Origin of the sequence: Collinsella sp. AF28-5AC (genome assembly GCF_003457875.1) — a bacterium.
Classification (GTDB): domain Bacteria; phylum Actinomycetota; class Coriobacteriia; order Coriobacteriales; family Coriobacteriaceae; genus Collinsella.
On the sequence record NZ_QRTA01000020.1, the window covers coordinates 20,047 to 35,344 of the forward strand.

At 60.0% G+C, this 15,298-nt stretch carries 10 protein-coding genes; 6 read left to right on the forward strand and 4 right to left on the reverse strand.

Annotated features, from left to right (window positions below):
• Positions 1-7 precede the first annotated feature (7 nt).
• From DWZ01_RS09755 to DWZ01_RS09765, 3 genes are all read left to right on the forward strand, one after another.
• Entirely contained in the window at positions 8-862 is an 855-nt protein-coding gene (locus DWZ01_RS09755; protein ID WP_117759387.1) for a carbohydrate ABC transporter permease, read from the forward strand.
• Positions 862-1,701 (forward strand): carbohydrate ABC transporter permease, encoded by an 840-nt coding sequence (locus DWZ01_RS09760; protein WP_022095055.1) that lies wholly within the window; start codon positions 862-864, stop codon positions 1,699-1,701. Before DWZ01_RS09755 ends, DWZ01_RS09760 begins: the two co-directional genes overlap by 1 nt.
• Before the next feature lie 68 nt (positions 1,702-1,769).
• The gene (locus DWZ01_RS09765; RefSeq protein WP_035137764.1) at positions 1,770-2,969 is read left to right on the forward strand and encodes an ABC transporter ATP-binding protein; all 1,200 of its coding nucleotides are present in this window, start codon (positions 1,770-1,772) and stop codon (positions 2,967-2,969) included.
• Between the two features lie 457 nt (positions 2,970-3,426).
• On the opposite strand, the gene glgP is transcribed toward DWZ01_RS09765, so the two are convergent.
• The 3 genes from glgP to galE all read right to left on the reverse strand — a co-directional run bounded on the left by glgP (position 3,427) and on the right by galE (position 8,610).
• Positions 3,427-5,694, reverse strand: coding sequence for a glycogen/starch/alpha-glucan family phosphorylase (glgP, locus tag DWZ01_RS09770; protein ID WP_233506205.1), 2,268 nt, complete (start codon positions 5,692-5,694; stop codon positions 3,427-3,429).
• A gap of 128 nt (positions 5,695-5,822) precedes the next feature.
• On the reverse strand, positions 5,823-7,328 hold the full coding sequence (gene malQ / locus DWZ01_RS09775) for a 4-alpha-glucanotransferase (RefSeq protein WP_117848868.1): 1,506 nt from the start codon (positions 7,326-7,328) through the stop codon (positions 5,823-5,825).
• Positions 7,329-7,548: 220 nt separating this feature from the next.
• Positions 7,549-8,610 (reverse strand): UDP-glucose 4-epimerase GalE, encoded by a 1,062-nt coding sequence (gene galE / locus DWZ01_RS09780; protein WP_117848870.1) that lies wholly within the window; start codon positions 8,608-8,610, stop codon positions 7,549-7,551.
• Between the two features lie 266 nt (positions 8,611-8,876).
• On the opposite strand from galE, the gene DWZ01_RS09785 reads away from it, so the two are divergent.
• Positions 8,877-10,082: a CHAP domain-containing protein gene (locus DWZ01_RS09785; protein ID WP_117790814.1), complete on the forward strand. Its 1,206-nt coding sequence runs from the start codon at positions 8,877-8,879 to the stop codon at positions 10,080-10,082.
• A 217-nt stretch (positions 10,083-10,299) separates the two neighbouring features.
• On the opposite strand, the gene murB is transcribed toward DWZ01_RS09785, so the two are convergent.
• Positions 10,300-11,262: a UDP-N-acetylmuramate dehydrogenase gene (gene murB / locus DWZ01_RS09790; protein WP_117848872.1), complete on the reverse strand. Its 963-nt coding sequence runs from the start codon at positions 11,260-11,262 to the stop codon at positions 10,300-10,302.
• A 183-nt stretch (positions 11,263-11,445) separates the two neighbouring features.
• Here murB and DWZ01_RS09795 point away from each other — a divergent pair, with 183 nt between their 5' ends.
• Complete coding sequence (locus tag DWZ01_RS09795) at positions 11,446-12,474, forward strand: LacI family DNA-binding transcriptional regulator (RefSeq protein WP_117848873.1); 1,029 nt, start codon at positions 11,446-11,448, stop codon at positions 12,472-12,474.
• A 204-nt stretch (positions 12,475-12,678) separates the two neighbouring features.
• Positions 12,679-15,207, forward strand: coding sequence for a phosphoketolase (locus DWZ01_RS09800; protein WP_117848875.1), 2,529 nt, complete (start codon positions 12,679-12,681; stop codon positions 15,205-15,207).
• The last annotated feature ends 91 nt before the right edge of the window (positions 15,208-15,298 follow it).

Here is a 15,298-nt window from a genome sequence, read left to right on the forward strand (position 1 = left end):
CCCTTCTATGGGCAAAGCACTCAAGCGCTGGTGGCCGCTCTTTATGCTGCCCACGTGCCTGGCGTTTATGATCGGGTTCGTGATTCCCTTTATCCAGGGCTTCTATCTCTCGTTCTGCCAGTTTATTACCATTAACAACGCGCATTTTGTCGGTATTGAGAACTACGTGCGCGCACTGTCCGATCCGCAGTTTGCCACGTCGTTCTTCTTTACCGTGGCGTTTGCCTTCCTGTCGACGGTGCTCATCAACGTGATCGCCCTCGCCATCGCGCAGGCGCTCACCCGCAAAGCGCTCAAGGGCACCAACATCTTCCGTACGATCTTCTTTATGCCTAACCTGATCGGCGGCATCGTGCTGGGCTACATCTGGCAGATTCTGATCAACTGCCTGCTCTCCAACGTGGGCGCCCAGCTCATCGCCCTTAACTCTGCTGCTGGCTTCTGGGGCCTTATCATCCTGACCCTGTGGCAGCAGGTCGGCTACATGATGATCATCTACATCGCTGGTCTGCAGTCCATTCCGTCCGACTACATCGAGGCCGCCAAGGTCGACGGTGCCACGGCATGGCAGACGTTTTGGAAGGTTAAGATCCCTAACCTGATGCCGACCATCACCATCTGCCTGTTCCTGTCCATCACCAACGGCTTTAAGCTGTTCGACCAGAACCTCGCCCTTACCGGCGGCGCTCCCGCGCACTCCACCGAGATGCTCGCCCTGAACATCTACAACACGTTCTATTCGCGTGCCGGTATCGCATGGCAGGGCATCGGTCAGGCCAAGGCGGTTATCTTCTGCATCCTGGTCGTAGCCATCTCCATGATTCAGCTTAAGGCCACGAGGTCCAAGGAGGTGCAGCAGTAATGAAACGCGATAAGGTTATCAACCGCGCGCTCTCGATTTTCTTTACGATTCTGTCGCTCGCGTGGATCTACCCCGTGTTCATGATTGCGCTCAATTCCTTTAAGAAAGCGACCGCAATCAGCACCACCACGGCGTTCGATCTGCTCACGCCCGAGACGTTCAACGGCCTCGCAAACTACATGCACGCCCTTAACGAGCAGGGCTTTGCCTCGGCATTTATGTACTCGCTCATCATCACGGTCACGTCGGTCGTGCTGATCTTGGTGTGCTGCTCCATGTGCGCTTGGTACGTGGTTCGTGTCAACAACAAGATCTCGAACTTCTTCTATTACCTGTTCGTGTTCTCGATGGTCGTGCCCTTCCAGATGCTCATGTTCACGCTGTCCAATTTGGCGGACCGCATCGGCTTCAACACGCCGTTCAACATCTGCTTTATCTACCTCGGCTTTGGCGCGGGCCTGGCGGTCTTTATGTTCGCCGGTTTTGTAAAGAACATCCCGCTCGAGATCGAGGAGGCGGCCATGATTGATGGCTGCAACCCGGTCCAGGTGTTCTTTAAGATCGTCCTTCCCATCATGAAGCCCACCTATCTTTCGGTCGGCATCCTCGAGACCATGTGGGTCTGGAACGACTATCTGCTGCCCTACCTTACGCTCGACTCCACCAAGTACAAGACCATTCCTATCTTGATCCAGTACTTCCGCGGCGGCTACGGCCACGTCGAGCTCGGCCCCATGATGGCCTGCATCATGATGGTCGTTATCCCCATCGTCATCATGTACATCCTCTGTCAGAAGTACATCATCGACGGCGTGGTGGCAGGTGCCGTCAAGGGCTGATGCCGTAACTGTTTTGCAAGTTTCTGCGGCGCCCCTCAGCGCGGCGCCGCGTATCGAAAGGTAGAGACATGGCCGAGATCGTTCTCAAACATGTTCAGAAGGTGTATCCCAACAACGAGTCAAAAAAGAAGGGCTTCTTTGGCAAAAAGAAGAAGACCGAGGAGAAGAAACACAACCTCAAGGTTACCGAGGACGGTGTGCTCGCTGTAGAGGACTTCAACCTCACCGTTCACGACCAGGAGTTCGTCGTCCTCGTTGGCCCCTCTGGCTGCGGCAAGTCCACGACGATGCGCATGGTCGCCGGCCTGGAGGACATCACCTCGGGCGATGTGCTCATCGATGGCAAGCGCGTCAACGACGTGGCACCCAAGGACCGCGACATCGCCATGGTGTTCCAGAGCTATGCTCTGTACCCCAATATGACGGTGTACGAGAACATGGCGTTTACGCTTGAGCTCAAGAAGGTCCCCAAGGACGAGATCGACCGCAAGGTTCGCTCCGCTGCCGAGATTCTGGGCATTACCGAGTACCTCGACCGTAAGCCCAAGGCGCTCTCCGGCGGCCAACGCCAGCGTGTCGCTATCGGCCGCGCCATCGTGCGTGACCCCAAGGTCTTCCTGATGGACGAGCCGCTGTCCAACCTGGACGCCAAGCTGCGTAACCAGATGCGTGCCGAGCTCATTAAGCTGCGTCACGAGATTAAGGGCACCTTCATCTACGTTACTCACGACCAGACCGAGGCCATGACCCTTGGCGACCGCATCGTGGTCATGAAGGACGGCGTTGTCCAGCAGATCGCCACGCCGCAGGAGGTCTTCAACCATCCCGCGAACATCTTCGTCGCCGGCTTCATCGGCGTGCCGCAGATGAATTTCTTCGATGCCCAGCTGGTGCGCTCGGGCAACGGCTTTACCGTCAAGACCGAGGATATGAACGTGGCGCTCGCCCCCGAGACTTGCGCTCAGCTTGCCCTCAACTGGGACGGCGGCGACGTGAAGGAGATTACGGCCGGCGTGCGTCCCGAGCAGATCCTGCTTGCCGACAAGGGCGAGGAGGGCGCGCTCCAGGGTACCGTCGAGGTGACCGAGCTCATGGGCTCGACCGAGCATGTCCACGTGACCGCTCCCGACGGCCAGTTTGTTCTGATTATCCCCGTCGTCGACCTCGAGGCCAAGGGCGCGCTCAAGGCTGGCGACACCATCTGGTTCAAGTTCGAGAAGAACGCGACCCACCTCTTCGATAAGGTCTCTGGCAAGAACCTTATCTAGGCCCGGTGCATCCAGGCCCTCCCTTTGGGCGACTGCGGTATTGCCATCCTTTTGCCGCGGTCACATATAAGGCTCCCCTCCCGTCCACTGGGCGAGAGGGGAGCCTTTCTTTGTGTTGGGGTTGTCTGGCCGGTCGTTTGTCTCGATCTGTAACAGGTAGGGCCGATTTCGGACGTTAGATGTTACAGATCGAGACGGTTCCGCCGAGCTAACCATTTCATCTAAATCTGTAACACCAAAGGCGAATTTCAGCTGCTAGATGTTACAGATCGAGATAAACCCAAAGGGTGGGGCTGGTATGTCTCGATCTGTAACAGCTGGGATCGTTTTGGTTGAGTAGTTGTTACAGATCGAGATTGTTTGGCCGAGTCGGGTCACAGGGTAACGTGCGGGCACAAAAAACGGAGCCGTGTCGCCACGACTCCGTTTCTCAAGAGGATGGGTAAGGGAAGCGAAATTAGTTCAGGTGCCAGATCTCGTCGTTGTACTGGGAGATGGTGCGGTCGGACGAGAAGGTGCCGGCGTTGGCAATAATGATGAGCGCCTTGCGCATCCAGGCGTCCTGGTCCTCGTAGTCGGCCAGCACGCGCTCCTTGGTCTGGATGTACTCCTCAATGTCGAGCAGGGCCATAAACCAGTCCTTGCCCTTAATGTCGTCGTGCAGGCGCTGCAGGCGCTCGGCATTGCCGGTCGCCATAAAGGCCGGGTTGGTGATGAAGTCCACCAGCAGTTTAATGCCGGGCTTGCGGTAGAGCACACCGGCGTCATAGGTGCCGTTGGCATAGAGCTGCTCGACCTGTTTGGACGAGGCACCAAAGGTATAAATGTTCTCGTCGCCCACGAGCTCGGCAATCTCCACGTTGGCACCGTCGAGCGTGCACAGGGTTAGGGCGCCGTTGAGCATGAACTTCATGTTGGAGGTGCCGCTCGCTTCCTTGGAGGCCAGGCTGATCTGCTCGGAGATATCAGCGGCGGGGATCACGCGCTCGGCGGCGGTGACGTTGTAGTTCTCGATCATGACAACCTGCAGGTAGGGAGCCACGTCGGGGTCGTTTGCTATCCACTGCGACAGCGTCAAGATCAGATGGATGATGTCCTGCGCGATAGTGTAGGCAGGCGCCGCCTTGCCGCCAAAGATGATGGTGACGGGGTGCTTAGGTCTGTTGCCGTTCTTGATATCGAGGTACTTCCAGATGATGTAGAGCGCGAGCATCTGCTGGCGCTTGTACTCGTGGATGCGCTTGACCTGGACGTCGATGATGGCGTTGGAGGGAATGGTCACGCCCTGCTCGAGCGCCATGAACTGGCGCATGATGGCCTTGGCCTCGACCTTGGTGGCGGCCAGGCGCTCAAGAACGTCCTTGTCGTCGGCGAACTTGGCGAGTTTGCTCAGATCGCCGGTGCTGCGCCAGTCGGTGCCGATCACATCGTCGAGCAGGCTGGCGAGCGCGGGGTTGGCCCCATGAATCCAGCGGCGGAAGGTGATGCCGTTGGTCTTGTTGGAGAACTTCTCGGGATAGATCTCGTAGAACGGATGAAGCTCGGTGTCCTCCAGGATCTTGGTGTGGAGGGCGGCTACGCCGTTGATGGAGAAGCCAAAGTGGATGTCCATGTGGGCCATGTGGACGGTGTCGTGCTCGTCGATGATGGCGACGCGCGGGTCATCGTGCTCGGCCTTCGCGATCTCATCGAGCTTGACGATAATGTCGGCGATGGCAGGGGAGACCTTCTGCAGGCTGGTGAGCGGCCACTTCTCGAGCGCCTCGGCAAGAATCGTGTGGTTAGTGTAGGCGACCATGGAGCGTACGATGGTAACGGCCTCGTCAAACTCGATGTCGTGCTCGGTGGTGAGCAGGCGAATGAGCTCGGGGATGACCATGGTGGGGTGCGTGTCGTTGATCTGGACAACGGCGTAATCGGCCAGATCGTGCAGGTTGCTGCCGCGCTCGACGGCCTCGTCGATCAAGAGCTGGGCGGCGTTGCTCACCATGAAGTACTCCTGATAGATGCGAAGTAGGCGGCCCTGCTCGTCGGAATCGTCGGGGTAGAGGAACAAGGTGAGGTTCTTGGCGATCTCGGTCTTGTCGAAGTCGATGGAGCTGCCGGGGACCAGGCCGTCGTCGACGCTCGCCAGGTCGAAAAGGCGCAGGCGGTTCTTGGTGGGCTGGCCGTAACCGGGCACATCGATGTTGACGAGCTTGGAGGTAACGGCAAAATCGCCGAATTCGACGGTGTAGGAGCGGTCATCGTCGACTAGGATGTCCTGCTCACCGAGCCACTCGTCGGGGACGGCCTTCTGCTGGTTGTCGACAAAGCGCTGACGGAACAGACCGTAGTGATAGTTGAGGCCCACGCCATCGCCGGTCAAGCCCAGCGTGGCGATGGAATCCAGGAAACATGCGGCCAAGCGGCCCAGGCCGCCGTTGCCGAGTGACGGCTCGACCTCGAATTCCTCGATCTTGTTGAGGTCGTGGCCTGCGGCGGTGAGCTGGTCCTTAACCTCGTCGTAGATGCCGAGGTCGATCATGTTGTTGATGAGCAGCTTACCGATCAAAAATTCGGCGGAAATGTAATAGAGCTTTTTCTTGCCGTTGTTGAGCGGGCGGGCGGCGGAGCGCTCCTGCACGAGTTTGACCAGCAGCTTGTAAATGCGACGGTCGTCGAGCTGCTCGAGCGAGGTGCCAAAAGACTGCTCGGCGAGTTCCATGAGGTTAATTTGGGGCATGTTTTCTCCTGTGATGGGTTGTTTCATGTCTGCAATTCATAAGAAGCCCGCGCGAGGGGATTGGGGTGGCCTCGCGCGGGAAAAGCAAGCGCGTCCGCACGGTGGGGAGGGGTCAGGCGCGGTAGCTCCTATTGAGGAAGCTCGATTTCGGCTTCCGACGGGATGCGGAAGTAGGTCTCGGTCCAGTCGGTGAGTTTGTGCTCGAGCTCGCGGGTGATGGCGCCGTCGAGCATGCGCCAGGTCCAGTTGCCGCCCAGTGTGGCAGGGGTGTTGATGCGCGCCTCGTTGCCCAAGTTGAGCAGGTCCTGCATGGTGTAGATGCACGTGTCGCTCACGCTGGCTGCGATGGTTCGGTTGAGTGCGTCGGTGATAGGCTCGCCGGCCTGCTGATGGGTGTACAGGGCTGCCTGCTCGCGCTGACGCGGGGTGGCCGTTCCCTCAAACCAGCCGCGCGCCGTCTCGTTGTCGTGGGTGCCCACGTAGGCGACGGTGTTGGCGATGTAGTTATGCGGCAGGTAGTACGAGTTGGTGCCCTCAAAGGCAAACTGCAGGATCTTCATGCCGGGGAAGCCCGAGTTGTCGCGCATGTCGATGACGCCGGGGGTGAGGAAGCCCAGGTCCTCGGCGATGATGGGCAGCGTGCCGAGCTTTTCCTCGAGCGTCTTGAAGAACTTGAGGCCGGGACCCTGCGTCCACGAACCGTAGGACGAATCGGGCGAGGAGAACGGCACCTCCCAATAGGCCTCGAAGCCGCGGAAGTGATCCAGGCGGATGACGTCGTACATGTCGAGGGCGGCGCGAATGCGGCCCTCCCACCAGGAGAAGCCGTCGGACTCCATGGCGTCCCAGTCGTAGATGGGGTTGCCCCAGTACTGGCCGGTGGCCGAGAACTGGTCGGGCGGCGTGCCGGCGACGCTCACGGGATTGCCGGCGGCGTCGATCTTAAAGAGCTCAGGTGTCGCCCACATCTCGACGGAGTCACGCGAGACATAGATGGGCAGGTCGCCGATGATGAGAATGTCGCGCTCGTTGGCATAGGCCTTGAGGCGGCTCCACTGGCGATCGAAGAAGTACTGCGTCATCTGGTGGTAGAGCATACGCGCCGGATGGTCGGCGCAGACCTTGGCGGAAGCCTCGCCGCGGGTGCGGAGCTCCGCGGGCCACTCCCAAAACGCCTTGAGACCGCACTCCTCTTTGACGGTCATGAACTCACAGTAGGGGATGAGCCAGTCCTCGTTGGCTTGGATAAAGCCATCGAAATCGGCTGGCTTGTCGGCGGCAAAGCGCTCAGCGGCGCGGTCGAGAATCTGACGGCGGCCGCCAAAGATAGCACCGTAGTCGACATTGCTGGGGTCGGATCCCAGATACACGCCATCGATATCGCGCTGCTCCAGATACCCTGCCTCGATAAGCTCGGCAAAGTCGATAAAGTTGGGGTTGCCAGCGCGGGCCGAGAACGACTGATAGGGCGAATCGCCATAGCTGGTCGTCGTAAGGGGCAGAATCTGCCAGTAATGTTGTTTGCACGAGGCGAGAAAATCGACGAAGTCGTAGGCATTCCAGCCAAAGCCGCCGATTCCGTATGGTCCGGGCAGAGATGAGACGGGCATGAGGACGCCGCTTGCACGCTCCATGAATGCGCTCACCAACCTTCTTGTTGTGGGGTCGGCCTGCCGATGGATGTGCAGTCCGCCTCCGATGTTCTGATCTGATACGCCTATTGTAAAACATGTTGTTTAAACATGTACAGGCAAGATAAAAAAGTTGGTCGATTTTCGGCGAATGGTTGCATGCCATGAAAAAGCCCCGACCTCACAACGTGAGATCGGGGCAAGAGCGGTATGTAGGTTTTTGCTACTCGGCGTCGGCGAAGCCGTTGGGGTTGTGGCTCTGCCAGTTCCAGCTATCGCGGCACATGTCCGCGATGTCGTACTGGGCCTTCCAGCCCATCATGCGCTCGGCCTTGGAGGCATCGCACCAGTTGGCAGCGATGTCGCCGGCGCGGCGCTCGCGGATCACGTAGGGCAGCTCCTTGCCACAAGCCTTGGAGAAGGCGGCGACGACCTCGAGTACCGAGGTGCCGGTGCCGGTGCCCAGGTTAAAGATCTCGACGCCGGTCTTGCCGTTCATCCAGTTAAGGGCGGCAACGTGACCAGAGGCCAGATCGCACACGTGGATGTAGTCGCGCACGCCGGTGCCGTCGGGGGTGGGGTAGTCGTTGCCAAAGACCTGAACGGCCTCGAGCTTGCCCACGGCGACCTGGGCGACATAGGGCACCAGGTTGTTGGGGATGCCCTTGGGGTCCTCGCCGATCAGGCCCGACGGATGAGCGCCGATGGGGTTGAAGTAACGGAGCAGCACGACGTCCCACTCGGGGTCGGCGGTGTGGACGTCCATAAGGATCTGCTCGATCATCCACTTGGTCCAACCATAGGGGTTGGTCGCGGGCTTCTTAGGATCCTCCTCGGTGACGGGCGGGTTGTCCGGGTCGCCGTAGACGGTCGAGGAGCTCGAGAAGATGATGGACTTGCAGCCATGGTTGCGCATGACGTCGATGAGCACCAGGGTGTTCTCGATGTTGTTGTGGTAGTACTCGACGGGCTTGCTCGCCGACTCGCCGACGGCCTTAAAGCCGGCAAAGTGGATGACACGGTCGATCTGATGGGTATCGAAGATCTTGTTCATCGCATCGCGGTCGAGCACGTTGGCCTCGTAGAAGGTGAGGTTCTTGGCGGCCTCGTCGCCCACGATGGTCTTGACGCGGTCGACGGCGACGGCGCTGGAGTTGGAGAGATCATCGACGATGACGACCTGGTAGCCACCCTCGAGCAGCTGAACGACGGTGTGCGAGCCGATAAAGCCGGCGCCACCGGTAACGAGGACGCAGGTGTCTTTGGGGTCGAGTGCTTTGGACATGTAGTCTCCTATCGAATCAGGAACACTTCTAGAGGGGAGTATAGCGCAGGCGGGGACGCCCAAATGGTGCACTGTAGGAAAAGCAGAGGATTATGTTAACGTACTCATATAAGAGCTTGCTCAATTGTTACCTCAAATTTGACAATTGCTTACGAGCCGCCGACCTTGTAGTTTCCTGCCGTTCGTGGAAATCGTTGGGACGCGCCATATGTACGCTAATATGTATGAGTTGAGCGACATATAAATAAGCATGTAACGGAGTACATATGTCACCAAACAGCGATTCCATCCTTTCCCAGGAGCTCTCGCGCCGCACTGCCCTTAAGGCCCTGTTCGGCGCCGCTTCTGCGGCAGTTCTTTTTGGCCTGCCCACTCGCGCCCATGCGGCGGAGGCTTCCAAAGAAACCACCGATAAATTGAATGCCGCCCAGGCCCAGCTCGACGAGGTTCAGGCCCAGCTCGACAGCATCGCAAATGAGTATGCGGCGCTGGCCAACAAGAATGCCCAGACCCTCAACGACATCGAGAATGTCCAGGGCAAGATTGACGACACGCAGGCCCAGATCGATGAAAAGAAGGCCGAGCTCAAGAAGAAGCGCAACGACCTTTCCGATCGCGTGGCCGCCAGCTACAAGTCCGGCGGCACGAACATCCTGTCGCTGCTGCTGGCCTCTGGCTCGTTTGAGGAACTCGTCGCCAACGCGCATTACGTTGAGAAGATCAACAAGAGCGACCGCGATGCCATCGAGGATATCCAGACGATTCAGGCTGAGCTCGACGCACAGAAGACCGAGCTCGAATCACAAAAGGCCGACCTGGAGAAACTCAAGGACCAGCAGACGGCTCAGATGCAGGATATGCAGGCCAAGCAGCAAGAAGTCCAGACCGTGCTGAACGGTCTTTCCGACGACGTCAAGGAACTCATGGCTCAGCGCGATTCCGAGATCCTCGCTGCCGCCCAGGCTGAGGAGGCCGCTAGGAAGGCGGCTGCGGCAGCCGCGGCCTCTGCGAACACGGGCTCTTCTTCGGGTGGCTCGAGCTCGGGTGGCGGCTCGTATGCCGGCGGCACCCCGCAACAGACGGGCGGTTCGGGCAAGCAGCAGGCCGTCGTCAATGCGTGCTACTCGACGCCTTCTCCCGGCCAGGGCTGGTGTGCTGCCTGGGTTACCAACGTCTTCCGCAATGCCGGCGTGGGCTATTTTGGCGGCAACGCGTGTGACATGTTCAACGCCTGGTGCTATAGCTCCGACCGCTCGGCGCTGCAGGTGGGCATGATCGTGGCCGATTCCTCGCACAGCGGCACGGGTGCTCCGGGCCTTATCTACGGTCATGTGGGTATCTACGTTGGCGGCGGCATCGTTATGAGCAACGAGGGTGCCATTACGTCTAAGTCGCTTGATTCGTTCATCAGCTTTTATGGTACTGGCTCTGGCGTGCGTTGGGGCTGGCTTGGCGGTATTGCGCTGTCGTAACGCAAGTTGGGCCGGGACTGTCCGAGAGGCATAAGGTTGCCTGCTCGGACAGTCCTGCTCGCACGGAGAGCACATTAAGTGCTCTCCGGCTCGTGCGGAACTCGCGATCAACCTTATGCCTCTCGGACTGTCCCGGCCCTCTTGGGTTCGGGGCGCGACACACCGGACTGGTTGTCTGAATTAAAGAAAGTGAAGGCCCCTTTCGGGGCCTTCTTTTTTAGAGGAATTCGCCGACTCGGTGGACTTCGGGTTCGAGGTCTACGTCGAATTGGTCTTTGACGGTTGTTTGGATGTGGCGGATGAGTTCGTCGACATCGGCGGCGGTGGCGTGGTCGGCGTTGACGATGAAGCCGCAGTGCTTCTCGCTCACCTGCGCGCCGCCAATGGCGTGTCCTCGCAGGCCGGCGTCCATGATGAGCTTGCCGGCAAAGTGGCCCTCGGGGCGCTTGAAGGTGGAGCCGGCACTCGGCATGTCGAGCGGCTGCTTGTCTTCGCGGCGCTGGCGGTAGTCGTCCATGTCGGCCTTGATCATCGCGGCGTTACCCGGGGCGAGATTGAAAGTGGCCGAAAGCACGATAAAGCCGTCGTCGGCGATGCGGCTCTTGCGGTAACCCAGGTTGAGCTCATCGACATCGAACTCGATGATATTGCCGCTGCCGCGGGTGCCGTCGTCGAGCATGCGGGCGGGCTTGTAGACGCGTACAGATTCCAGCACATCGGCCATGCAGGCACCGTAGGCGCCGGCGTTCATGTAGCAGGCGCCGCCGACCGATCCGGGGATACCCGAGATGGGCTCCATACCGGTGAGGCAGGCTTCGGCGGCAGCCGCCGCAACGTCGGAAAGTAAGGCGCCGGCTGCCGCCGTGACGTGCGTGCCGTCGACCGTAATGTCGGAGAGGCCCTTGCCCAGCGCTACGACGACGCCGCGGATGCCCTTGTCACCGACGAGTAGGTCGGAGCCGTTACCCACGATGGTGAGTGGCAGATTGCAGCGGTAGCAGGTGTCGAGCGTGGCGACGAGGCCCTGCTCGGTGTCGGGCGTGACAAAGACATCGGCCGGGCCGCCGATCTTAAACGTGGTGTGCTCGCGCATGGGTTCGCTCATGAGTACGTTGTCCTCGCCGGCAACGCCGGCGAGCGCGCAGAGCAGGTCCTCGTTAAAAAAGTCGTTCTCGTGCATACGAATATCCGCCTTTTGGTGGTTGTTGTCATCAATCGATTGCAATATACCCCACCTGGACGGATTTGGTGCGCTGACGGCGATAAAACAGCCGTCCACCGGATTGGTAAAGTGTTTATCACCGAGGTAGATGGGCAGTCGCTATACTTTCAAGAGATTGCGCGTAAACCCGGAAGGAGCGAGATGGCCAACAAAGTCACCCTCAAGCAGATCGCCCAGGAGGTGGGGCTTTCCCCTTCGTCGGTCTCGCTTGTTCTCAATAATCGGCCCTGTCGCATCTCGGAAGAAAACCGCAAGCTCATCAAGGAGGTTGCGGCGCGCAACCACTATGTTCCTAACCAGATCGCGCGCAGCCTGGTCATGCGCGAGTCGCGCACGCTGGGCCTTATCGTTCCCAATATCGAGAGCCGCTTTTTTGCCTCGCTCGCCGGCAGCTTGGAAAAGCGCTGTCGCGAGGACGGCTATGCGCTCTTCATTACCAGCTCGGGCGGAAGCGCCGAGGACGATCTGGAGCTCCTGCGCCAGCTGGTGACGCGCGGCGTCGACGGCGTCTTTCTGGTGGTGGGTGACGAGTTTTCCGACGATCGTGCCCTGCGCGAGGAAGTGAGCCATCTGCCCATCCCGGCCGTAATGGTCGACCGTGCTATTGAGGGGCTCGAGTGCGACAAGGTGATGTTCGACCACGAGATGGGCGGCTATATGGCCACCCGCTATCTGATCGAGCAAGGCCACCGCCGTATTGCCTGCCTGGTTAATGCCCGCCGTTCCAATACGGGTCGCAAGCGACTTGCCGGCTATGAGCGCGCGCTGCGCGAGGTTGGCCTGCCGATCGACGCGCGTTTGGAGTTTGAGAGCGAGTACTACATTCCGAGCGCATACGAGGCCTCGGAGGCAGTGCTCGCAACTGACGCCACTGCCGTGTTCGCAAGCTCGGATAACATTGCCCTCGGTTTGCTCAAGCGCTTGCACGAGATGGGGAAGAGCATCCCGGGCGATATCTCGGTGGTGAGCTATGACAACTCGGCGGCCGACGTTCTCTTTGAGCCGGCACTGACCGCGATTGAGCAGGACCCTGGTGTCCTTGCGGAGCATGCTTTTGGCTGCATGTCCAAGCGTCTTGCCGGTAGGGGCGGCAGGCGTGCCGAAGAGGTCGTTCTGGAGCCGGAGCTTATCGTTAAGGACAGCGTGCTCGAGCTTACTAAACACAACTAAACACGTTTACCAATTTGCAGAGACCGAATGTGGAGCACCTGTGACAATCAACGCCGCAGGTGAATGTCGCGTTTTGCTAATCGATGGGATTGATAAGGGTGGTAAAACGTTTTTTCACCATGATAAAACGTTTTAGCAAATATACTGGTCCCAACGAAAGGTTGCCGTATTGGAGGGTGACCGCACAGCGAAGGGACATAAACAATGGCTAAAACACTGGGGACGCCGTGGCAAAAGCTGGGCCACGAGGTGCCGGCTTCCGAGCTCGAGGGCGTCGACCTGTATTGGCGCGCATCGAACTATCTGTCCGTCGGTCAGATCTACCTTCGCTCTAACCCGCTAATGCGCCCCGACTTTGTCGACGAGAAAACCGGTGAGGTGCGCGACTTCGGTCGTCCGGACGTTAAGCACCGCCTGGTTGGCCACTGGGGCACCACGCCCGGCATCAACTTCCTGCTCGGTCACGTCAATCGACTGATCGCCGACCACAACCAGAATGCTATCTTCTTGATGGGCCCTGGTCACGGTGGCCCCGCCGGTACTGCTCAGTCGCTGCTCGACGGCACCTACCGCGAGATTCGCCCCGACATCACCAATGACGAGGCAGGCCTGCAGAAGTTCTTCCGCCAGTTCTCCTATCCCGGCGGCATCCCGAGCCACTTTGCGCCCGAGACGCCCGGTTCCATCCACGAGGGCGGCGAGCTCGGCTACACGCTCAGCCACGCTTACGGTGCCGTTATGGACAACCCGAGCCTGCTGGCCGTGGCCGTGGTGGGCGACGGCGAGTCCGAGACCGGTCCGCTCGCGACCTCTTGGCAGTCCAACAAGCTCGTGAACCCGGCAACCGACGGCATCGTCCTGCCGATCCTGCACCTCAACGGCTACAAGATCGCCAACCCCACCATCCTTGCCCGCGTGTCCGATGAGGAGCTCACCAAGTTCTTTGAGGGCATGGGCTATAAGCCGCACTTCTTTGTCGCCGGCTTTGACGACGAGAGCCACGCAAGCATTCATGCGCGTTTCGCTGCCCTGTTTGAGCAGGTCTTCGATGAGATCTGTGACATCAAGGCAACCGCGCAGGCCCAGGCCGCCGCAGGCGAGACCGTGGTCCGCCCGGCCTACCCCATGATTGTGTTCCGCACGCCCAAGGGCTGGACCTGCCCCAAGCAGATCGACGGCAAGAAGACCGAGGACTCCTGGCGCGCGCATCAGGTGCCGCTGGCGAGTGCCAAGGACACCCACGAGCACTTCCGCGTGCTGCGCGAGTGGCTGCGTTCCTACAAGCCCGAGGAGCTCTTTACGCCCGAGGGCCAGGTGCGCCCCGAGGTGACGGCCTTTATGCCGACCGGCGAGCTGCGCGTCGGCGCCAACCCCAACGCGAACGGCGGTAAGGTGCGTCGCGAGCTCGAGCTGCCCGATATTCATGCCCACGAGGTCCCCGTCGACACTAATGGTCATGGCTGGGGCTCCACCGAGGCCGCCCGCGTCTTTGGTGAGTACACTGCCGACGTTCTAGCCAAGAACATGGATGACTTCCGCATCTTTGGTCCCGACGAGACCGCGTCCAACCGCCTGCAGGCTGCCTACAAGGTGACCAAGAAGCAGTGGGACGCCGGCTTCTACGAGGACGAGGCCAACGACGAGCTGCTGGCAGGCTCCGGTAAGGTCGTCGAGCAGCTGTCCGAGCACCAATGCGAGGGCTTCCTCGAGGCCTACGTGCTCACTGGCCGTTCCGGCGTGTGGAGCTCCTACGAGAGCTTTGTCCATGTGGTCGACTCCATGGTCAACCAGCACTGCAAGTGGCTCGAGGCTACCAAGCGCGAGATTCCGTGGCGTGCCCCCATCAGCGGCCTTAACATTTTGCTGTCGAGCCACGTCTGGCGTCAGGACCACAACGGCTTCTCGCACCAGGACCCCGGCTTTATCGACCTGCTGCTCAACAAGGCCAACGACACGCACATCGTGAATGCCTACTATCCGGCCGACGCCAACATGGCCCTTGCCGTTGCCGAGCGCGTCTACCAGTCCACCGACTGCGTCAACGCCATCTTCTGCGGCAAGCAGCCTGCTCCGACCTTCCAGACGGTCGACGAGGCCAAGGCGGAGCTCGCCGAGGGCGTTGCGACCTGGGAGTGGGCATCGACCGCCGATTCGCTCGCCGAGGCCGATGTCGTGGTCGCCACCTGCGGCGACGTGCCGACGCTCGAGGCTCTGGCTGCAACCGACATGCTGCGCGAGCTGGGCATCAAGGTATGGTTCGTCAACGTGGTCGATCTGCTCAAGATCCAGAACGTCTGCGAGAACGACCAGGCTCTCAGCGACGAGCGCTGGGCTGAGCTGTTCGGCTGCGGCGAGAAGCCCGTCCTCTTCGCGTTCCACGCCTATGCCGGCACGATTCGCCGCCTGATCTGGAACCGCCCCGGCCACGATGCCTTCCGCGTCCACGGCTACGAGGAGAAAGGCTCCACGACAACGCCGTTCGACATGCTGCGCCTGAACAACATGGACCGCTGGACACTGGCCGCCGACGTGCTGCGCATGGTCGACGCCGATAAGTTTGCCGAGCAGATTGATAAGTGGGAGGCATTCCGCACCGAGGCCTTTGAGTTCGCGTGCGATGAGGGCTTCGATCACCCGGCCTTTACCGACTGGGTCTGGCCCGACGCCGCTGCCGCAACGGCAGCCGACGGCGCACTCTCCGCAACGCAGCTAACTGCCGGCGACAACGAGTAGGTAGGCATCCGGGACGGTCTCGCGCTGGGGCCTTGCCCGGCGGGGTGGCTTTGTCTGGGGAAGTGGGCTTCGCGAACTTCCCCAGACAAAG